The organism is Zobellella endophytica, from assembly GCF_003012775.1.
Taxonomy (GTDB): Bacteria; Pseudomonadota; Gammaproteobacteria; order Enterobacterales; family Aeromonadaceae; genus Oceanimonas; species Oceanimonas endophytica.
This window is the reverse complement of the sequence record NZ_PXYG01000013.1, coordinates 24,606-43,230: the sequence shown is the minus strand read 5'-3', so window position 1 is coordinate 43,230 and position 18,625 is coordinate 24,606. Positions and strand designations below refer to the sequence as shown.

General features: G+C 62.5%; 17 protein-coding genes and 1 tRNA gene. 11 read left to right on the top strand and 7 right to left on the bottom strand.

What is annotated here, in order from left to right; translation table 11 throughout:
• Positions 1–37 precede the first annotated feature (37 nt).
• From C7H85_RS18910 to rdgC, 3 genes are all read right to left on the bottom strand, one after another.
• Positions 38–289 carry a YfhL family 4Fe-4S dicluster ferredoxin gene (locus C7H85_RS18910; protein ID WP_106731268.1) on the bottom strand — a complete coding sequence of 84 codons (252 nt, stop codon included), beginning with the start codon at positions 287–289 and terminating at the stop codon, positions 38–40.
• Positions 267–1,655, bottom strand: coding sequence for a prephenate-dependent tRNA uridine(34) hydroxylase TrhP (gene trhP / locus C7H85_RS18905; RefSeq protein WP_106731267.1), 1,389 nt, complete (start codon positions 1,653–1,655; stop codon positions 267–269). The genes C7H85_RS18910 and trhP overlap by 23 nt, the downstream gene beginning before the upstream one ends.
• A gap of 95 nt (positions 1,656–1,750) precedes the next feature.
• Positions 1,751–2,659: a recombination-associated protein RdgC gene (gene rdgC, locus C7H85_RS18900; RefSeq protein WP_106731266.1), complete on the bottom strand. Its 909-nt coding sequence runs from the start codon at positions 2,657–2,659 to the stop codon at positions 1,751–1,753.
• A 172-nt stretch (positions 2,660–2,831) separates the two neighbouring features.
• On the opposite strand from rdgC, the gene C7H85_RS18895 reads away from it, so the two are divergent.
• The 9 genes from C7H85_RS18895 to C7H85_RS18855 all read left to right on the top strand — a co-directional run bounded on the left by C7H85_RS18895 (position 2,832) and on the right by C7H85_RS18855 (position 11,299).
• Positions 2,832–3,260, top strand: coding sequence for a GNAT family N-acetyltransferase (locus tag C7H85_RS18895; RefSeq protein ID WP_106731265.1), 429 nt, complete (start codon positions 2,832–2,834; stop codon positions 3,258–3,260).
• A gap of 125 nt (positions 3,261–3,385) precedes the next feature.
• On the top strand, positions 3,386–4,075 hold the full coding sequence (gene phoB, locus C7H85_RS18890) for a phosphate regulon transcriptional regulator PhoB (RefSeq protein ID WP_106731264.1): 690 nt from the start codon (positions 3,386–3,388) through the stop codon (positions 4,073–4,075).
• Between the two features lie 7 nt (positions 4,076–4,082).
• Positions 4,083–5,399, top strand: a complete 1,317-nt coding sequence (phoR, locus tag C7H85_RS18885; RefSeq protein ID WP_106731263.1) for a phosphate regulon sensor histidine kinase PhoR — start codon at positions 4,083–4,085, stop codon at positions 5,397–5,399.
• A gap of 175 nt (positions 5,400–5,574) precedes the next feature.
• Complete coding sequence (locus C7H85_RS18880) at positions 5,575–6,546, top strand: PstS family phosphate ABC transporter substrate-binding protein (protein WP_106731262.1); 972 nt, start codon at positions 5,575–5,577, stop codon at positions 6,544–6,546.
• A gap of 121 nt (positions 6,547–6,667) precedes the next feature.
• Positions 6,668–7,690 carry an ACR3 family arsenite efflux transporter gene (gene arsB / locus C7H85_RS18875; RefSeq protein ID WP_106731261.1) on the top strand — a complete coding sequence of 341 codons (1,023 nt, stop codon included), beginning with the start codon at positions 6,668–6,670 and terminating at the stop codon, positions 7,688–7,690.
• A 29-nt stretch (positions 7,691–7,719) separates the two neighbouring features.
• Positions 7,720–8,226: a phosphatase domain-containing putative toxin gene (locus tag C7H85_RS18870; RefSeq protein ID WP_106731260.1), complete on the top strand. Its 507-nt coding sequence runs from the start codon at positions 7,720–7,722 to the stop codon at positions 8,224–8,226.
• Positions 8,227–8,485: 259 nt separating this feature from the next.
• Complete coding sequence (locus tag C7H85_RS18865; protein WP_106731259.1) at positions 8,486–9,499, top strand: ArsJ-associated glyceraldehyde-3-phosphate dehydrogenase; 1,014 nt, start codon at positions 8,486–8,488, stop codon at positions 9,497–9,499.
• A gap of 6 nt (positions 9,500–9,505) precedes the next feature.
• Entirely contained in the window at positions 9,506–10,732 is a 1,227-nt protein-coding gene (gene arsJ / locus C7H85_RS18860) for an organoarsenical effux MFS transporter ArsJ (RefSeq protein WP_425445085.1), read from the top strand.
• Between the two features lie 105 nt (positions 10,733–10,837).
• A complete protein-coding gene (locus tag C7H85_RS18855) occupies positions 10,838–11,299 on the top strand; it encodes a GNAT family N-acetyltransferase (RefSeq protein WP_106731257.1) in 462 nt (153 codons plus the stop codon).
• Between the two features lie 66 nt (positions 11,300–11,365).
• Here the strand turns inward: C7H85_RS18855 and C7H85_RS18850 are convergent.
• Positions 11,366–11,442: transfer RNA gene (locus C7H85_RS18850), tRNA-Pro, on the bottom strand.
• Between the two features lie 190 nt (positions 11,443–11,632).
• On the opposite strand from C7H85_RS18850, the gene tadA reads away from it, so the two are divergent.
• Positions 11,633–12,124 (top strand): tRNA adenosine(34) deaminase TadA, encoded by a 492-nt coding sequence (gene tadA / locus C7H85_RS18845; protein ID WP_106731256.1) that lies wholly within the window; start codon positions 11,633–11,635, stop codon positions 12,122–12,124.
• Position 12,125: 1 nt separating this feature from the next.
• Here tadA and ppx read toward each other — a convergent pair whose 3' ends face one another.
• The 3 genes from ppx to C7H85_RS18830 all read right to left on the bottom strand — a co-directional run bounded on the left by ppx (position 12,126) and on the right by C7H85_RS18830 (position 16,250).
• Positions 12,126–13,613, bottom strand: a complete 1,488-nt coding sequence (gene ppx / locus C7H85_RS18840) for an exopolyphosphatase (RefSeq protein WP_106731255.1) — start codon at positions 13,611–13,613, stop codon at positions 12,126–12,128.
• Between the two features lie 6 nt (positions 13,614–13,619).
• A complete protein-coding gene (gene ppk1 / locus C7H85_RS18835) occupies positions 13,620–15,674 on the bottom strand; it encodes a polyphosphate kinase 1 (RefSeq protein WP_106731254.1) in 2,055 nt (684 codons plus the stop codon).
• 75 nt (positions 15,675–15,749) lie between these two features.
• Complete coding sequence (locus C7H85_RS18830) at positions 15,750–16,250, bottom strand: glycine cleavage system transcriptional repressor (RefSeq protein WP_106731253.1); 501 nt, start codon at positions 16,248–16,250, stop codon at positions 15,750–15,752.
• Between the two features lie 143 nt (positions 16,251–16,393).
• Here C7H85_RS18830 and C7H85_RS18825 point away from each other — a divergent pair, with 143 nt between their 5' ends.
• Entirely contained in the window at positions 16,394–18,613 is a 2,220-nt protein-coding gene (locus C7H85_RS18825) for an ABC transporter permease subunit (protein WP_106731252.1), read from the top strand.
• Positions 18,614–18,625: the final 12 nt, after the last annotated feature.

Here is an 18,625-nt window from a genome sequence, read left to right as displayed (position 1 = left end):
CCGACAACAAGGCCCCGGCTTTTGCCGGGGCCTTGTTTTAGGAGGAGTGGTGCAACAGCACGAACTTGTCCCACAGCTGCGCTTCGCTCTCCCGGTGTTCGGGGTGATCGACGATGCAGTCGATAGGGCAAACGCTGATGCAGGTCGGTTTGTCGTAGTGGCCCACGCACTCGGTGCACAGGGCCGGGTCTATCTCGTAGATCTCCGGCCCGAAGTGGATGGCACCGTTGGGGCACTCGGGTTCGCACATGTCGCAGTTAATACACTTATCGGTGATCAGCAGCGCCATGGGCATTCTCCCGGTGCGGGCGGCGGGTATCCTGCTGCTCGCCCAGGTTACGCAGCAGTATGCCGAAGGCCACATCCAGCCCGGCGGGCAGCGGCAGGTACACCACATGGCCGTTGCCCGGGGCCACGTCCACCGCTTCGCCCTTGCGATTCTTCATGGCCTGCAGGGTGAAGCTGAGGTTGCCTTTGGGGGTCATCAGCTCCAGGGTGTCGCCGACCAGGAATTTGTTCTTCACCGCCACTTCCACCCAGTCGCCGTCGCGGCCGGTGATCTCGCCCACGAACTGCTGGCGGGTGGACACCGAATAGCCGGTGTCGTAGTTCTGGTAGTCGCCGTGGGCGTGGCGCTTGAGGAAACCCTCGGTATAGCCCCGGTGGGCCAGGTTTTCCAGGGTGCTCATCAGGGTGGCGTCGAAGGGGCGGCCGGCCACGGCATCGTCGATGGCCTTGCGATAGACCTGGGCGGTGCGCGCCACGTAATAGAAGGACTTGGTACGTCCTTCGATTTTCAGCGAGTGCACGCCCATTTGGGTGAGGCGCTCCACGTACTGCACCGCCCGCAGATCCTTGGAGTTCATGATATAGGTGCCGTGCTCGTCCTCGAAGGCGGCCATGTACTCGCCGGGCCTGTTGCCCTCTTCCAGCAGCACCGGCTGATCATGGGGCGCGCCCGTGCCCAGGGTGGGCGCCACCGGCTGCACCAGGATCGGCTCCTGCTTGTGCACGATCTGGCCGGCGTCGTCTTCCTTCGCCTCGTGCACCTTGTATTCCCAGCGGCAGGCGTTGGTGCAGGTGCCCTGGTTGGGATCCCGCTTGTTGATGTAGCCCGACAGCAGGCAGCGGCCGGAATAGGCCATGCACAGGGCGCCGTGCACGAACACCTCCAGCTCGATATCCGGGCACTGGGTGCGAATTTCCTCTATCTCCTCCAGCGACAGCTCCCGGGAGAGAATCACCCGCTCGATGCCGTAGTCCTGCCAGAACTTCACCGAGGCCCAGTTGACGGCGTTGGCCTGTACCGACAAATGGATGGGCATGTGCGGGAAGTGCTGCCGCACCAGCATGATCAGGCCGGGGTCGGACATGATCAGCGCATCGGGACCCATCTCCACCACCGGCTTCATGTCGCGCAGGAAAGTTTTCAGCTTGGCGTTGTGGGGCTGGATGTTGACCACCACGTAGAACTTCTTGCCCAGGGTGTGGGCCTCGTCGATGCCGATTTTCAGGTTCTCGTGGTTGAATTCGTTGTTGCGCACCCGCAGCGAATAGCGGGGCTGGCCGGCGTAGACCGCGTCGGCGCCATAGGCGAAGGCGTAACGCATGTTCTTGAGGGTGCCGGCGGGGGACAGCAATTCGGGTGTAAACATGGAATTTCTCGTCTGATGTCAGGTCAGCAGGCCGCCACCTGATGGCGGCCGGGGCGGGCATTCTACCCCCGCCGGACGAGAAATTCGAGCCGGGCTCAGCGGCTTTCTTCGCCGCCCATGACCTCGATCAATTCGGGGATGAAGCGGGACAGTTCGCCGGTCACCAGGGCGAAGTCGGCGTCGAAGCGGGCGGCGGCGTCTTCGCCGCTGACATCGTCGTTCTGCTCGCGCAGCTCTTCCGAGAACTTGAGCCGCTTGATGCTCATGTCGTCGGCCAGCACGAAGCTCAGGGTGTCGGCCCAGTTCAGCGCCAGCTTGGTGACCAGCTTGTCCGCATCCAGGTGGGCCTTCATTTCCTCGCTGAGCAAGTCCTGCTGCTTGGCGCGGATGATGCCTCCGTGCTCCAGCGCCGAGCGCAGCTCGGCCTCGTCTTCCAGCGCGAAGCCCGCCGGCGCAGCGCCTTCCTTCAGCCAGTCGGTGAGGGTGAGTTCGGGCGGCGTGGTCATGGCCAGCGGCACTACCGGCAGGCTGCCGATGCATTTGCGCAGCAGCGCCAGCAGGTCTTCGGCGCGCTTGGCGGAGCTGGCATCGACGGCGATAAAACCGGCCTCCGGGTTGATCCAGGCATAGGTCTGCTGATGGCGGCTGAAGGCCCGGGGCAAGAGGCTCACGATCACTTCTTCCTTGATCGCCTCCTTCTCCTTTTTCTTCAGCGCCCGGCCCTGCTCTGCTTCCAGCGCTTCCACCTTTTCGGCCACGGTGTCGTTAACCACCGAGCCCGGCAGCATTTTTTCCTCTTTCTTGGCGCAGAGCAGGATCTGGCGTTCGGCGCCGTGGGTCAGGGCATGACCCTGTTTACCGAGCGGGGAAATCCAGCCGAATTTCGCCTGATCCTGGCTGCCGCAGGGGCTGAAGGTCATGGTCTCCAGCTGTTTTTCCAGTTCTTCAAGACTGAGTTCGAACGGGCGGGTAAAACGGTAAATTTGCAGATTCTTAAACCACATGGCGTCCTCGGTGACGAGCCGGAAAAAGGGGTATTGTACTGTAAAGCGGCTTTGTGATCAGGTAGTCATTCTTGGCCGATAAAAGCCGATCCGGGTCACAGACGGCAATAAAACCCGGTCTGTCTGCAAAGGGGACTCATACAATTGGATGAAGCGGGCGAGGAGAAGAGCAATGATACGACAGGCCAGGGCCGATGACATGGACGCCATCCTCGAAGTGTGGCTGCTGGCCTCGCTGCAGGCCCATGATTTTGTACCGGCCGCCTTCTGGTGGCAGCAGCAGGAGCAGATGCGCGCCCGTTATCTGCCGTCGGCCGAGCTGTGGGTCTGCGAGCGGGGCGGGGAGATCCAGGGCTTTATCGCCCTGGTGGACGACTACCTGGCGGCGTTGTTCGTGCGCCCGGACTGCCAGCAGAACGGCATCGGCAAGGCGCTGCTGGCCATGGCCAAGCGGCTGCGGCGGCGGCTGTCGCTCAAGGTGTTCAGCGAGAACGACGTGGCGGTGCATTTTTACCGCCAGCACGGCTTCGCCATTACCGAGGAAGGTATCGATCCGGGCACCGGCCAGCCGGAGCTCTGCATGGGCTATCAGGCCTGCTGAAAGAAAAACGTCGCCAAGTTGTCAGCCCGCTGACACCGGCGCGTCACAATTTCATAAAAATGTCATACTTGCTTCCAATAATGGGTGATACACCGACAAGACCCGAATTAAGAGGCAGTTGAAGAATGACACGGAAAATACTGGTGGTAGAGGATGAGGCGCCGATCCGCGAAATGTTGTGTTTCGTGCTGGAGCAGAAAGGCTTCGCTACCCAGGAAGCGGAAGATTACGACCAGGCGCTGTCGCTGATCAAGGAACCCTATCCCGAGCTTATCCTGCTCGACTGGATGCTGCCCGGCGGCAGCGGCATCCAGTTGATCAAGCACCTCAAGCAGGACGAACTGACCCGCCAGATCCCGGTGATCATGCTCACCGCCCGGGCCGAGGAAGAAGACAAGATCAAAGGCCTGGACGTGGGCGCCGACGATTACATCACCAAGCCGTTTTCCCCCAAGGAACTGACCTCCCGGCTCAAGGCGGTGCTGCGCCGGGTAGCTCCCACCTCGGTGGAAGACGTCATCGAGGTGCAGGGGCTGAAGCTGGATCCGGTCAGCCACCGGGTCAGCGCCAACAACCTGCAGCTCGACATGGGCCCGACCGAATTCAAATTGTTGCACTTTTTCATGACTCATCCGGAGCGGGTATACAGCCGCGAGCAGTTGCTCAATAATGTGTGGGGCACCAACGTCTATGTGGAAGACAGAACCGTGGACGTGCATATCCGGCGGTTGCGCAAGGCGGTGTCGGAGTCGGGACACGACAAGCTGATCCAGACTGTGCGTGGTGCCGGCTACCGTTTTTCAACGCGCCTATGAGGCTTGCATGCAGCTACACGACTCCGGCCATGGTTTATGGTGGCGATTAATCCTCTACTACCTGGTGTTTTTTCTGCTTGGCCTGGCCATCGGCGACATCGCGCTGGGGTTGTTGGTAGCCACCTCCCTGCACCTGGCCTGGCATTATCGTTTTCAGCACAAGCTGGCGGTCTGGCTGTGGCGGGACCGCAGCCTGGTACCGCCCGAGGGCACGGGCAGCTGGGAAGTCATCTTCAACGGCATCTACCGGCTGCAGCAGCGCCAGCGAGCGCGCCGGCGGGAGCTGGCCAACCTGGTGCGCCGCTTCCGGGAAGGGGCCGAGGCCCTGCCGGACGCCGCCGTGGTGATCCGGCGCGACGGCAGCATCATCTGGTGCAACAAGCTGGCCCAGCAGTTGCTGGGATTCCGCTGGCCCGATGATGCCGGACAGCATATCGGCAACCTGATCCGCACCCCGGCGTTCATCACCTACATGAAGCGGGCCGATTTTCGTGAGCCGCTGGAGCTGCCGTCACCGGTCAACGAAGACAAGTTGCTGGAATGCCGCATCATGCCCTATGCGGAAGATCAGGCCATGCTGGTGGTGCGTGACGTCACCCGGCTGAAAAGCCTGGAGCAGATGCGCAAGTCCTTCGTGGCCAACGTGTCCCATGAACTGCGCACGCCGCTGACGGTACTCAAGGGTTACCTGGAAATGCTGGAGGAGCTGCCGCCCGGGCCGATGTGGCACAAGACCCAGAAGGTGATGCTGGAGCAGACCCTGCGTATGGACGCCCTGGTCAATCAGCTGATGACCCTGACCCGCATCGAGGCATCGCCCACCATCGATCTCGGCAAGATTGTCGATATGCCGGCCATGCTGATGATGCTGGAACAGGAGGCGGTCGCGCTGAGTGCCGACAAGGGCCACCGGTTCAGCTTCGAGGTCGACGCGGGTCTCAAGGTGAGGGGCGATCAGGAGCAGTTGCGCAGCGCCATTTCCAACCTGGTCTACAACGCCATCCGTCATTCCCCGGCCGGTACCGAGATCCGGGTGGAATGGGGCCGGGTGGGGTACCAGGGCCGCTTCGCGGTGACCGACAATGGCGAAGGCATCGCCCCGGAGCACATCGCCCGGCTGACCGAGCGCTTCTACCGGGTCGACAAGGCCCGCAGCCGGCAGACCGGCGGCTCCGGCCTGGGGCTGGCCATCGTCAAGCATGCCCTCGGCCACCACGATGCCCATCTCGAGATCCGCAGTCGCCCGGGGGAGGGCAGTTGTTTCAGCTTCAGCCTGCCCGAACGCCTGCTGGTGCTGGACAGCCCCAACCGGGAAATCGCCTGACAGGTCCGGTATTTTTTCGTTCCCATGCCGCCACGTGGGAGCGAAGATCCCGCTTCCCGCTTCCCGCTTTCTGTTTTCTTGTCATAAAAGCGTCACCTTCGGTTCATATAGTTGTCATCACCGGCGGCAATACTGGCCGCGTCTTGAAAGACCGAACTCAGATTGGAGATTAAGGATGAAATTGAACAAACTGGTAAGCGCGCTTGGATTGACTGCCGCCCTGGCTTCCACCTCTGCCCTGGCCGCGGTGGACAGTTCTCTGCCCGACTATGAAAAAGTCAGCGGTATCTCCGGTAACCTGTCTTCCGTGGGTTCCGACACCCTGGCCAACATGGCCACCCTGTGGGCCGAAGAGTTCAAACGTAGCTATCCCAACGTCAACGTACAGATCCAGGCCGCCGGTTCTTCCACCGCTCCCGCCGCCCTGACCGAGGGTACCGCCCAGTTCGGCCCCATGAGCCGGGCCATGAAGAGCAACGAAATCGAAGCCTTCGAAAAGCGCTACGGCTACAAGCCGACCCCGGTTCGCGTCGCCATCGATGCCCTGGCGGTGTTCGTGCATAAAGACAACCCGATCGAAGGTCTGAGCATCGACCAGGTCGACGCCATTTTCTCCAGCACCCTGGGCTGCGGCATGGCCGAGCAGATCACCAAGTGGGGCCAGACCGGTCTCTCCGGTGACTGGACCAGCCGCGACGTGCAGCTGTACGGCCGCAACTCCGTATCCGGCACCTACGGTTACTTCAAAGATGAAGCGCTGTGCAAGGGTGACTTCAAGAACAACGTGAACGAACAGCCCGGCTCCGCCTCCGTGGTGCAGTCCGTCTCTTCTTCCCTGAACGCCATCGGTTACTCTGGCCTGGGCTACAGCACCTCCAGCGTGCGCGCCGTGCCCCTGGCGGAAGCCGGCTCCACCGATTACATCGAAGCCAACGCCGACAACGCCATCAGCGGCGAATACCCGTTGTCCCGCTTCCTGTACGTCTACGTGAACAAGCACCCCAACGAGCCGCTGGGCCCGATGGAAGCCGAGTTCGTCAAGCTGATGCTGTCCAAGCAGGGTCAGGAAATCGTGGACAAGGACGGTTACGTGCCGGTGCCCGCCGCCGTTATCGAAGCCGACCTGGCCAAGCTGGGCCTGAACTAAGCCATTCGACGCCCATCTGCATGCCAAACCCCGGGATCACCGGGGTTTTTTAGTGGTTTACATATTTGATTTTTCGTATATTCTTTTTTCCGCATGTTTTCAGTCTCATCGAGGTAAAGGAATGGGAGTATTCGAACGCTACCTGTCGCTGTGGGTCGGCCTGTGTATCCTGGCCGGCGTCACCCTGGGCAGCCTGCTGCCCGATGGTTTCGCCCTGGTGGCGGGGCTGGAATTCGCCCACGTCAACCTGGTGGTGGCCCTGTGCATCTGGGTGATGATCTACCCCATGATGGTGCAGATCGACTTTTCCGCCATCAAGGACGTGGGCAAAAAGCCCAGGGGCCTGCTGCTGACCCTGGCGGTCAACTGGCTGATCAAGCCGTTCACCATGGCGGCCCTGGGCTGGCTGTTCTTCCGGGTGCTGTTCGCCGACTGGGTCGACCCCCAGTCCGCCGGGGAATACATCGCCGGCATGATACTGCTGGGGGTGGCGCCCTGCACCGCCATGGTGTTCGTGTGGAGCCAGCTCACCCGCGGAGATCCCAACTACACCCTGGTGCAGGTGTCGGTGAACGACCTTATCATGGTGTTCGCCTTCGCCCCCATCGCCGCCTTCCTGTTGGGGGTAAGCGACATCACGGTGCCCTGGGACACCCTGCTGTGGTCGGTGCTGCTGTATGTGGTGCTGCCGCTCGCGGCCGGCATCTATACCCGCCGGCGGCTGGCGCAGCGTGGCGACGGTAAACAGTTGCAACACTTTATCCAGCGCATCAAGCCGCTGTCGGTGGCGGGCCTGCTGGCGACCGTGGTGCTGCTGTTCGGCTTCCAGGCGCCCACCATTCTGGCCCAGCCCCAGACCATCGTGCTGATCGCCATCCCGCTGCTGATCCAGACCTACGGCATTTTCGCCATTGCCTACACCGCCGCCCGGGCGATGAAGCTGCCCCATAACATCGCCGCACCGGCCTGTATGATAGGCACCTCCAACTTCTTCGAGCTGGCGGTGGCGGTGGCCATCTCCCTGTTCGGGCTGCACTCGGGGGCGGCGCTCGCCACCGTGGTGGGAGTGCTGGTGGAAGTGCCGGTGATGCTGTCGCTGGTGGCCATCGCCAACCGCACCCGGCACTGGTTCGCCTATAACTGATTTAATCAATGGACAATCAAGGAAAGACGATGTCGCAACACCCTTTTGACTATCTGTCCCTCGGCGAAGGCCGGGGCCGTCTGATCCTCACCCCTTGCCCGGGTACCAAAGAGGCGGCGCTGGACGCCTCACTCGAACAGCTGCGCCAGGCCGGCGCCGGCGCCGTGCTGACTCTGATGCCCGGGGCCGAGATGGAAAAGAACCGGGTCACCGCCATGCCGGCCCTGTGTGAGGAGCTGGAGCTGGCCTGGTTCCACCTGCCGGTGGAGGATGACGCGGCCCCCGAGGCCGCCTTCGAGCAGGCCTGGGCCGGGGCGCGCGATAGGGTGCTGGCACTGCTGGCCCAGGGCCGGGATATCGCCATCCACTGCAAGGGCGGCTCGGGCCGTACCGGCCTGATGGCGGCGACTATCCTGCTGGCCCTGGATGTGCCGCTGAGTGAGGCGGTGCAACGGGTGCAGGCGCTGCGGCCCAAGGCCCTGTGCCTGCCGGCCCACCTGAGCTATATCGAAGCGCTGGCAAGCTCGGTCGGGTAGGCGTAAGGGGCGAATTGATTCAACCGGATGTAACGTAGGGATGGAAAAGTCGGCCAAAGGGCCAACTCCGCCGACACGCTCGGTACATCCATGTATCGCTCGGCACATGCCATCCCTGGCATGTGACGGTCGGCGGCGCCGTTCGCTTTGTCCGCCTGTTTAGGCATGGATGTTGTCTGTTCAGGTCAGTCTGGAGCGGCGACAAACCGACAGCACTGCGGGCTGGCACAAAATATATTGAAAGAGGGAGGTAGTAGCAATGACCATCAAGGTAGGGATCAACGGCTTCGGCCGCATGGGGCGGCTGGCGCTGCGCGCGGCCTGGGCATGGGACGACGTGGAGTTCGTGCAGATCAACGATCCGGCCGGTGACGCCGCCACCCTGGCGCACCTTGTCACCTTCGACTCGGTGCACGGCCGCTGGACCCGGGAGGCGCGGGCCATCGGTGAAGAAATGATCATCGACAACCGGCGCATTGCCTGCACCCGCAACAAGGCCATAGCCGATACCGACTGGTCCGGCTGCGACGTGGTGATCGAGGCTTCCGGCAAGATGAAGAGCAAGGCCCTGCTGCAGGCCTACCTGGATCAGGGGGTGAAGCGGGTGGTGGTGACGGCGCCGGTGAAGGAAGAGGGCGTGCTCAACGTGGTGATGGGGGTGAACGATCACCTCTACGATCCGGCGCTGCACCCCATCGTGACCGCCGCCTCCTGCACCACCAACTGCCTGGCACCGGTGGTCAAGGTGATCCACGGCCAACTGGGCATCCGCCACGGCTCCATGACCACCATCCACGACATCACCAACACCCAGACCATACTGGACGCGCCCCACCAGGATCTGCGCCGGGCCCGGGCCTGCGGCCAGAGCCTTATTCCCACCACCACCGGCTCGGCCACCGCCATCACCCATATCTTCCCCGAACTGAAGGGCAAGCTGAACGGCCATGCGGTGCGGGTGCCGCTGGCCAACGCCTCGCTCACTGACTGCGTGTTCGAGGTGGAGCAGGCCACCACCGAGGCGGAGGTGAACACCCTGCTCAAGGCGGCGGCGGAAGGCGAACTGGCGGGTATCCTCGGCTATGAGGAACGGCCCCTGGTGTCGGTGGACTACAAGACGGATCCGCGCTCCAGCATCATAGACGCACTCTCCACCATGGTGGTCAACGGCACCCAGGTCAAGCTGTACGCCTGGTACGACAACGAATGGGGCTACGCCAACCGCACCGCCGAGCTGATGCGCAAGGTGGGCCGGCTGGACCGGGCGGGGTAAGTGGTGATGCTGGCCACCCTGTCCCCCGAGATCCGTCAGTACCTGTTGGTCACCGGCAACTACTGGGCCTTTACCCTCACCGACGGTGCCCTGCGCATGCTGGTGGTGCTGCACTTCCACGGCCTGGGTTACAGCCCGCTGGAGATCGCCCTGCTGTTCCTGTTCTATGAAATCTTCGGGGTGATCACCAACCTGGTGGGCGGCTGGTTAGGTGCCCATATGGGCCTAAACAAGACCATGAACATCGGCCTGGCGCTGCAGGTGGTGGCGCTGTCCATGCTGCTGGTACCGGCGGCCTGGCTGACGGTGCCCTGGGTGATGGCGGCCCAGGCGTTGTCGGGCATCGCCAAGGATCTCAACAAGATGAGCGCCAAGAGCGCAATCAAGCTGCTGGTGCCGAAGGATGCCCAGGGCACCCTCTACCAGTGGGTGGCCATCCTCACCGGCTCCAAGAACGCGCTCAAGGGCGCGGGTTTCTTCCTCGGCGGGGCCCTGCTGGCGCTGCTCGGCTTCGCCGGGGCCGTCGGCGCCATGGCGGCGGTGCTGGCCCTGGTGTGGCTGTTCAGCGTCGTCATGCTGAAACAGGATCTGGGTCGGGCAAAAGCCAAGCCGAAGTTTCGCGATATCTTTTCCAAGAGCCGTGCCATCAACGCCCTTTCGGCGGCGCGGATGTTCCTGTTCGGCGCCCGGGATGTGTGGTTCGTGGTGGCGCTGCCGGTATTCCTGGCCAGCCAGTTCGGCTGGGATCACTGGCGGATCGGCGGCTTCCTGGCGCTCTGGATCATCGGCTACGGGGTAGTACAGTCGTTCGCGCCTTACTTTACCGGCAAGCGCTCGGGCAGGGTGCCCGACGGCAAAACCGCCTTCGGCTGGGCCCTGATACTGACCCTGACTCCGGCGCTGATCGCCCTCGGACTGGGGGCCGGGTTCCATCCACAATGGACCCTGCTCGGCGGCCTCTTGCTGTTCGGGGCGCTGTTTGCCGTCAACTCCTCGCTGCACAGCTATCTGATCGTCAGCTATGCTGGGGAAGACGGGGTCTCCCTGGACGTGGGCTTCTATTACATGGCCAACGCCATGGGGCGGCTCGTCGGCACTGTGCTGTCGGGATGGGTCTACCAGCAGGCCGGGTTGACCGCCTGTCTGTGGATTTCCGCCGGTTTCCTGCTGCTGGCGGCACTGATTTCCCTCAATTTGCCGAAACACCGGCAGCGGGTGCCCGAACAGGGCTGAAACCGGTTGTTTGTGCAATAAATATGACAAAGCGGCGCGCAAGCCGCTTTTTTCTTGCTTTCAACTGTGGCTAGATAGAGGCCACAGGCACAGGCAGGAGTCATTATGGAAATCAGGAAGATCCGCAGCGGTGAGACGGGCAGTATCTGGCGTTTGTTCCACGACACCGTGCACCGTATCAACCAGGCTGATTACAGTGAAAGCCAGCTGGCGGTGTGGGCTCCTGATGAATATGACGAGCCGCGCTGGGTCAGCCGTTTCATCCGCACCCGGCCGCTGGTGGCGATGGACGGCAAGTTTCTGCTGGGCTTTGCCGAGCTGGACGAGGATGGCCGCATCGATCTGTTCTACGTACACCATGCCCGCCAGGGCGAGGGCATCGGCCGGGCGCTGATGCAGCGGCTGAAAGCCGAAGCCGCCTCCCACGGGCTGTCCCGTCTCTATTGTGAAGCCAGCATTACCGCCCAGCCGTTCTTCGAGGCCATGAGCTTCGTCGCCCTGGAGCAGCGGGAGCTGGAACGCCGGGGCAGGCGGGTGCCGGTGATACTGATGGAATACCGGGCCTGAGTGGCCGGGACGAAAAATGACAGGCAATAAAAAACCCACCGTAAGGTGGGTTTTTCAAGGGTATTTTGGTCGGCGTGAGAGGATTTGAACCTCCGACCCCTGACACCCCATGACAGTGCGCTACCAAGCTGCGCTACACGCCGAAGTGGGGCTCACTATATAGATGGCCCGCACCCGCTGCAAGCCCCTTTTTGCAATTTTGGTGCGTTTGGCGCTTTCTTGGACATTGTTGCGTTTTTTCATCGCTTTCCTTACCGGAGCTACCCGACGGGCCCCGTCCCGGCTTGCAGCCGGGGCCGCTTTTGCCATAATACGCGGCCTACGGAGGCGGTGATGAACGAACGAGACGAATACTGGATGACCCAGGCCATGGCGCTGGCGGCGCGGGCGGAGCAGGAAGGCGAGGTGCCCGTCGGGGCCCTGGTGGTGCTGAATGACGAGTGCGTCGGGGTGGGCTGGAACCGCTCCATCGGCAGCCACGACGCCACCGCCCATGCAGAGATCATGGCGCTGCGCCAGGCCGGGCTGACGCTCGGCAACTACCGGCTGCTGGACGCCACCCTCTACGTGACCCTGGAGCCCTGCATGATGTGCGCCGGTGCCATGGTGCACAGCCGTATCCGGCGGCTGGTGTACGGCGCCTTTGATGCCAAGACCGGGGCGGTGGACTCGGTGCTGCGGCTGCTGGCCACCCCGGGCCTCAACCACCAGGTGGCTTGGCAGCAGGGGGTGCTGGCCGAGGCCTGCTCCACCCAGCTAAGCGCTTTCTTCAAGCGTCGTCGGGCGGAAAAAAAGGCCGCCAAACAACGGGCGGCCGAGTCGTAACTTATACCCTGACCAGCTCCAGCTTCCAGTCCACCTTGGCCTGATAGGCCTGCTCCCGCTCCAGGGTGGTCAGCAGCAGGTGGTTCCGGTCGCACCAGTCGGCGGGCAGGCTCAGGCGCAGCTCGTCGTCGGCGGCCAGGGTCAACGGCAACGGTGGCAGTACCCCGTCCTGGCGGCGGCGGTTCAACGCCACCGCCAGCCGCAGCAGCCGGACCAGGCGAAACAGCTGCCGCTCCGGCAGGTAGTTGAGCGGCTCCAGCTCGGTGAGCTTGAGCGCCTTGCGGTGGAAGCGCACCAGGGCGGCCAGGGCTTTCTGCTCTTCCTGAGTGAAGCCGGGCAGATCGGCGTTGCTCAGGATATAGGCGGAGTGCCGGTGGATGCCGGTGAAGTTGATATGCAGCCCGACCTCGTGCAGCAGGGCGGCGCCACCCAGCAGGTCGACAAAGCCGTTGTCCAGCTGCCAGCCGTCGCGGACCTGATCGAACAGCGAGAGTGCCGTCTGCTTTACCCGCTCGGCCTGGCGGGTGTCGATGGCGTACTCCTGGCTCAGGGCCAGTATGGTGTTGACCTGAATGTCGTGGTGTTTGACCCGGCCGAAAAAGGTATACAGCAGGCCTTCGCGCAGGGCTCCGTCGGAAAAACCCATTTTATCCAGGTTGAGGCTGCGGAACACCCCGAGCAGTATCGATAGCCCGGCGGCGATCAACGGCTTGCGATCCTCGCTCAGGCCAGGGATGTCCACCTTGTCCAGGCTGCCTGCGGCGGTAAGCTGGGTCTTGATGTGCAGCAGCCCGGGCAGGTCGATCACCGGCTCCTGGGTGACGGCCGAACACATTTCGAGCAGGGTCTTGATGGTGCCGGAACTGCCCAGCACCTGGTCCCAGCCCAGCCCCAGATAGCGGCCCATCACCGGCACCAGCTGGTACTCGGCCGCTTCGATGGCCTGCTCGAAGTTCTCCTCGGTAAGGCGACCGTCGGCGAAGTATTTGCGGGTGAAGCTCACGCAGCCCATGCTGCGGCTGGACACCAGCTTGCAGTCGAAATCCCGGCCGATGACCAGTTCGGTGCTGCCGCCGCCGATGTCGATCACCAGCACCTGGCCCTGGGTATTCTGGGTATGGGCCACGCCCTGGTAGATCAGGCGCGCTTCTTCGTTGCCGCTGACGATGTCGATGGGAAAACCCAGCACCTGCTGTGCCTGGCGCACGAATTCCTGGGCGTTGGCGGCTTCGCGCAGGGTAAAGGTGCCGGCCACCCGTACCTGGGTGGCGTGAAAGCCGCGCAGGCGCTCCCCGAACAGCCTTAGGCAGGCCAGGCCGCGCTCCATGGCCTCCTGGCTGAGCAGGTTTACATCGTCCAGGCCGTCGGCCAGTCGAACCCGTTCTTTCAGGCGGTCCACGATGCGCAGGCTGTCGCCGTGGTAGCGGGCGATCACCATATGGAAGCTGTTTGAGCCGAGATCGATGGTGGCAACGTACTGATCGGTCATGCGCGGTTATCCCTCCAGAGCCTTGAGATAGTCATAAATAACGGTCTGGGAACGGATTTTACGCCGGTTACCGCGCTCGACATAATGATTCGTTTGCTCGAAGTCCAAAATTCTGGCTTTGGTGGTGTCGTTGAGCTGGATATCGAGGATATCGATAATTCGCTGGCGCAGCTCCGGATCCAGGATGGGGGTGGCCACCTCTACCCGGAAGTCCAGGTTGCGGGTCATCCAGTCGGCGGAGGAAATATAGACCTTCGGCTGGCCGTTGTTGTGGAACACCATCACCCGCGGGTGCTCCAGGTAGCGGTCCACGATGCTGATGGCGCGGATATTGTCGCTGACGCCTTCCACTCCCGGCACCAGCGAGCACATGCCGCGCACGATAAGATCGATCTTCACCCCGGCCTGGCTGGCGCCGTAGAGACGGTTGATCAGGCCCTTGTCGACCAGGTTGTTGAGCTTGAGCACCAGTCCGGCGGGCAGGCCCTGGCGGGCGTTGGCGATCTCCGCGTCGATCATGCTGTACAGGCCGCGCCGGGAATTGAGCGGCGACACCAGCAGGTGGTTGAACTTGACCCGGCGATAGGGCTGGCGGATGAAGTCGAACACCGCCGCCACCTCGCCCGTGATCTCCGGATTGGCGGTCAGCAGCGAGAAGTCGGTGTAGATGTTGGCGGTTTTCTCGTTGAAGTTGCCGGTGCCCACATGGGCGTACTGCACCAGTTGCTCCCCCTCGCGGCGGGTGACCAGGCACAGCTTGGAGTGCACCTTGAGGCTCGGCACCCCGAACTCCACGCCGATGCCGGCTTCGGTCAGCCGCTTGGCCCACTCGATGTTGGCCGCCTCGTCGAAACGGGCACGCAGCTCGATTACCACGGTCACCTTCTTGCCGTTGTTGGCCGCGTCCATCAGCGAATACATGATGCGCGACAGCGAAGCCACCCGGTACACGTTCATCTTGATGCTGAGCACCGCCGGGTCGAAGGAGGACTGGCGGATGAACTCGGTGACGTGGCTGAAGCTGTGATAGGGGAAATACAGCAGGATGTCGCGCCGGCGGATGGCATCGAAGGAAGAGGGACTGTCCTGGAACTCCCGGCACTTGAGCGCAGGCTGTGGCTTGTTCACCAGGTGCTTGCGACCGACATTGGGAAAGCCGATGAAGTCCTTGAAGTTGTGGTAGCGCCCGCCGGACATCACCGCGTCGTGGCCCTGGATCTTGAGCTTGCGCACCAGGGTCTGCACCATCTCCGGCGGCATTTCCCGGTCGTGTACGAAGCGCACCGGCAGGGCGGTGAGGCGCTGCTTGAGGCCGTCGCTCATCTTCTCGAGCAGGCTCTGATCGAGCTGATCGGACAGATCGTATTCCGCGTCCCGGGTCATCTTGAAGGAGTAGGCGTGGATGTCGTCGTACTCGAAGAAGCCGGCGAACAGCTCGTTCAGGCACAGGCGGATCACGTTATCCATGATGATGATGCTTTTCTTGCGCCGGCTCTTGCCCGGCGGCAGCACCACGAAGCGGGGCAGCACGTCGGTGGGAATTTCCACCAGGGCGTAATGTCGCTCCTCGTCCTTGATCATGCCCACACAGATGTAGGTGTACTCGTCCTTGAGAAAGCGCACCGGATCGATCTCGGCGCGCAGTATGATGGGGGACAGGTAGGCGCGAACTTCGTCCTCGAAGTAGCGTTTGGCCCAGGCTTCTTGCTCGGGCGACAGCTGGTTTTCGTTGAGCAGGAAGATGTTCTGCCGGGCCAGGGTGACGATCAGTTCCTTGTAGACCTCGTCGAAGGTGTTGGAGAGCTTGATCACCTTCTGCTGGATATTCCTGAGCAGGGAGGCGGCGCCGTTGGTCTTGCCCTGATCCGCGTCGATCATCACCTGGCGTTTGACGTCGGACACCCGGACCCGGAAGAACTCGTCCTGGTTGTTGGAGAAGATGCCCAGGAAGCGCACCCGTTCCACCAGGGGGACGCTCTTGTCCATGGCTTCCTGCAGCACCCGCTCGTTAAACGACAGCCAGCTCAGCTCCTTGTCCAGATACCATTTGTCCGTGCTCATTATTATTCCTGTCATCGGGATATGTCAGTTTCAAGCCACTTTTATGACAGAGTTTTATGACGTTTTTGTGACGGCTCAGGCAATGTCGATGTCGACCACCAGATCGTCGCTCAGGGCTTCCAGCCGGGCCTGCAGGTCACCCAGGGTCTGGCCGTGGGGCAGGATCAGGGTGCTCTGTGCTTCGAACAGCATGATGCCGGTGACCGGGGCCGGGTGGCTGTCGGTCTTCAGGGTCTTGACGCTGATATTGAGGCTGTTGAGGATATCGGTGACCTCGTCGATGATGCCGAGGCGATCGTTGGCGGTGACGGTCAAGGTCAGGCTCTGGCCCTGGGGGGCCTTGCCCTGGCCTTCCACCAGTTGCACCTGGAACTCGGGCAACTGGGTCAGGGCCCGGCTCAGCGCCTGGCTGTGCTCCTCGGGCACCCGGATCTCGACGATGCCGGCGAAGTGGCCGGCCAGCTCGCTCATGGCACTGGCCTGCCAGCTGCCGTGATGCTGTTTGATGAGGGCGGCCAGTTGTTTGACCAGGCCGGTCTTGTCGGGACCTATCAGGGTGGCGACCAGGGTTTTCATAGGCATTCTCCTCGCTGTTGGGCACTTTTAAGATACACCCTTTTGTTTGTTTTAACAGACTGCCATTTGCCTGCCCGGGTGTAACAAAACTGTCATCTGTGCGCCATATAATGCCGCTAACTGGAAATCTATCGAGGTGACTGATGTCAACCGAAACCCAAACCATAGCGCTGTCGGGCAGCAAGGGACGCTGGCTGAAAGACAGGCTGGCGCAAATAGGGGTAACCACCGGTGGGATACTGGTGCTGGTTGCCCTGCTACTGATCTTCTTTTACCTGTTGTACGTGGTGAAGCCGATTTTCGACGGCGCCCGCGTTGAACCCGGCCAGCAGCTGACCCTGGCGGGCGGCGGCGAGACGGTGCTGCTGGGGGTGGAAGAGCAGAACGAGCTGGTTTATCGCTTCAACGACGACGGGGAGGTCAATTTCTACTCCCTGCCGCTGCAAGGCAAGCACCTGCAGCGTATCCGCATTCCCGGCAACATCACCAGCGTGGCCCGCAGCCAGTCCGGCAACATGGTGGCCTATGGTCAGGACGACGGCCGCTTCCGGGTGGTGGCGCCCAAGTTCAACGTCAGTTATCCGGACAATATCCGGACCATCATCCCCGAAGCCGTCTATCCCTTCGGGGAGGCTCCCCTGGTGCTGGACGAGCAGGGCCGCAGCCTGAGCCGGCTGGCGTTCGCCCAGAACGGTAACGACCTGCTGGCGGCGGCCGTGACCGCCGACGGCAGTGGCATTCTGACCCGCTTCTCCGGCAAGGAAAACTTCATTACCGGCGAGATCGAGCTGGCGCCCGAGCAGGTGGCCATCCCCGGCCTGCCCGAGCAGGTGGACCAACTGCTGCTGACTCCCAACCTGCGCTTCCTGTTCGCGCGCAGCGGCAACGAGGTGTCCATCTACGACGTGCGCAACATCGGCAAGGTGCGGCTGCGCAATGTGCTCGACATGAACGCCGTCGGCGGCAACATCACCACCATGACCCTGCTGTCCGGCGGCAACTCGCTGCTGGTCGCCAACGACAATGGCGCGGTGTCCCAGTGGTTCGAGGTGACCAGGGACGGCAAGCGTGAATTCACCTTTATCCGTGAGTTCCAGGCCGAAGGCCGTATCAGCCGGATAGCGCCGGAACTGAACCGCAAGGGCTTCGCCACCGTTTCCGACAATGGCAGCCTGGACATTTTCCACACCACCGGCGGCTCGCGGCTGTTCTCCGGCAAGCTGGCCGGCGAGTCCGTGTCCGCCCTGGCCATGTCCCCGCGCAACAGCCTGCTGCTGGTGCTCGAGGGTGACCGGCTGTCCAGCTTCCATGTGGAAAACGAGCACCCGGAAGTGACCTGGCGCGCCATGTGGACCAAGGTCTGGTACGAAGGCTATCCCGAGCCCCAGTACGTGTGGCAGTCCACCTCCGGCAGCAGCGACTTCGAGGCCAAGCTGAGCCTGGTGCCCATCTCCTTTGGCACCATCAAGGCCGCCTTCTACGCGCTGCTGTTCGCGGTGCCCATCGCCATCGCCGGCGCCGTCTATACCGCCTACTTCATGTCGCCGGGGCTGCGCAAGGTCGTCAAGCCGACGGTGGAGATCATGGAGGCGCTGCCCACCGTTATCCTCGGCTTCCTGGCCGGGCTCTGGCTGGCGCCGCTGATCGAGACCCACCTGCCGGGTATAGTCATCCTGCTGGTGATGCTGCCGCTGTCGATCCTGCTGATGGCCTTCGTCTGGCATCACCTGCCCAAGCACATCAAGGACGCGGTGCCGGAGGGCTGGCAGAGCGTGCTGCTGTTGCCGGTGGTGATCCTGGTGGGCTGGGCCTCCTTCGCCTTCAGCCCGGTGGTGGAGAACCTGTTCTTCGGCGGCAACGCCCGCGGCTTCCTCACCAACGAGCTGGGCATCGGCTTCGACCAGCGCAACTCCCTGGTGGTGGGCATCGCCATGGGCTTCGCGGTCATTCCCACTATCTTCTCCATCGCCGAAGACGCGGTGTTTTCGGTGCCCAAGCACCTGACCAACGGCTCCCTGGCCCTGGGCGCCACGCCTTGGCAGACCCTGATCCGGGTGGTGATGCTGACCGCCAGCCCCGGTATTTTCTCAGCGGTGATGATGGGCCTGGGTCGGGCCGTGGGCGAGACCATGATAGTGCTGATGGCCACCGGCAATACCCCGGTGATGGATTTCAGCATCTTCAACGGCATGCGTACCCTGGCCGCCAACATCGCGGTGGAAATGCCGGAGGCGGAAGTGAACAGCTCCCATTACCGGGTGCTGTTCCTGGCGGCCTTCGTGCTCTTTGTGTTCACCTTCATGTTCAACACGGTCGCGGAATTCGTTCGTCAGCGACTGCGTGACAAATACAGCTCAATGTAAGGGGCGAGACGA

What these genes read in the sequence shown, in the direction of transcription:
- C7H85_RS18880 (WP_106731262.1), top strand. Translation starts at nt 5,575, where the DNA reads ATGAAATTGAACAAACTGGTAAGCGCGCTTGGATTGACTGCCGCCCTG.
- trhP (WP_106731267.1), bottom strand. Translation starts at nt 1,655, where the DNA reads ATGTTTACACCCGAATTGCTGTCCCCCGCCGGCACCCTCAAGAACATG.
- arsJ (WP_425445085.1), top strand. Translation starts at nt 9,506, where the DNA reads ATGCTGGCCACCCTGTCCCCCGAGATCCGTCAGTACCTGTTGGTCACC.
- C7H85_RS18825 (WP_106731252.1), top strand. Translation starts at nt 16,394, where the DNA reads ATGTCAACCGAAACCCAAACCATAGCGCTGTCGGGCAGCAAGGGACGC.
- C7H85_RS18865 (WP_106731259.1), top strand. Translation starts at nt 8,486, where the DNA reads ATGACCATCAAGGTAGGGATCAACGGCTTCGGCCGCATGGGGCGGCTG.
- tadA (WP_106731256.1), top strand. Translation starts at nt 11,633, where the DNA reads ATGAACGAACGAGACGAATACTGGATGACCCAGGCCATGGCGCTGGCG.
- C7H85_RS18910 (WP_106731268.1), bottom strand. Translation starts at nt 289, where the DNA reads ATGGCGCTGCTGATCACCGATAAGTGTATTAACTGCGACATGTGCGAA.
- arsB (WP_106731261.1), top strand. Translation starts at nt 6,668, where the DNA reads ATGGGAGTATTCGAACGCTACCTGTCGCTGTGGGTCGGCCTGTGTATC.
- phoR (WP_106731263.1), top strand. Translation starts at nt 4,083, where the DNA reads ATGCAGCTACACGACTCCGGCCATGGTTTATGGTGGCGATTAATCCTC.
- phoB (WP_106731264.1), top strand. Translation starts at nt 3,386, where the DNA reads ATGACACGGAAAATACTGGTGGTAGAGGATGAGGCGCCGATCCGCGAA.
- C7H85_RS18870 (WP_106731260.1), top strand. Translation starts at nt 7,720, where the DNA reads ATGTCGCAACACCCTTTTGACTATCTGTCCCTCGGCGAAGGCCGGGGC.
- rdgC (WP_106731266.1), bottom strand. Translation starts at nt 2,659, where the DNA reads ATGTGGTTTAAGAATCTGCAAATTTACCGTTTTACCCGCCCGTTCGAA.
- ppk1 (WP_106731254.1), bottom strand. Translation starts at nt 15,674, where the DNA reads ATGAGCACGGACAAATGGTATCTGGACAAGGAGCTGAGCTGGCTGTCG.
- C7H85_RS18855 (WP_106731257.1), top strand. Translation starts at nt 10,838, where the DNA reads ATGGAAATCAGGAAGATCCGCAGCGGTGAGACGGGCAGTATCTGGCGT.
- ppx (WP_106731255.1), bottom strand. Translation starts at nt 13,613, where the DNA reads ATGACCGATCAGTACGTTGCCACCATCGATCTCGGCTCAAACAGCTTC.
- C7H85_RS18830 (WP_106731253.1), bottom strand. Translation starts at nt 16,250, where the DNA reads ATGAAAACCCTGGTCGCCACCCTGATAGGTCCCGACAAGACCGGCCTG.
- C7H85_RS18895 (WP_106731265.1), top strand. Translation starts at nt 2,832, where the DNA reads ATGATACGACAGGCCAGGGCCGATGACATGGACGCCATCCTCGAAGTG.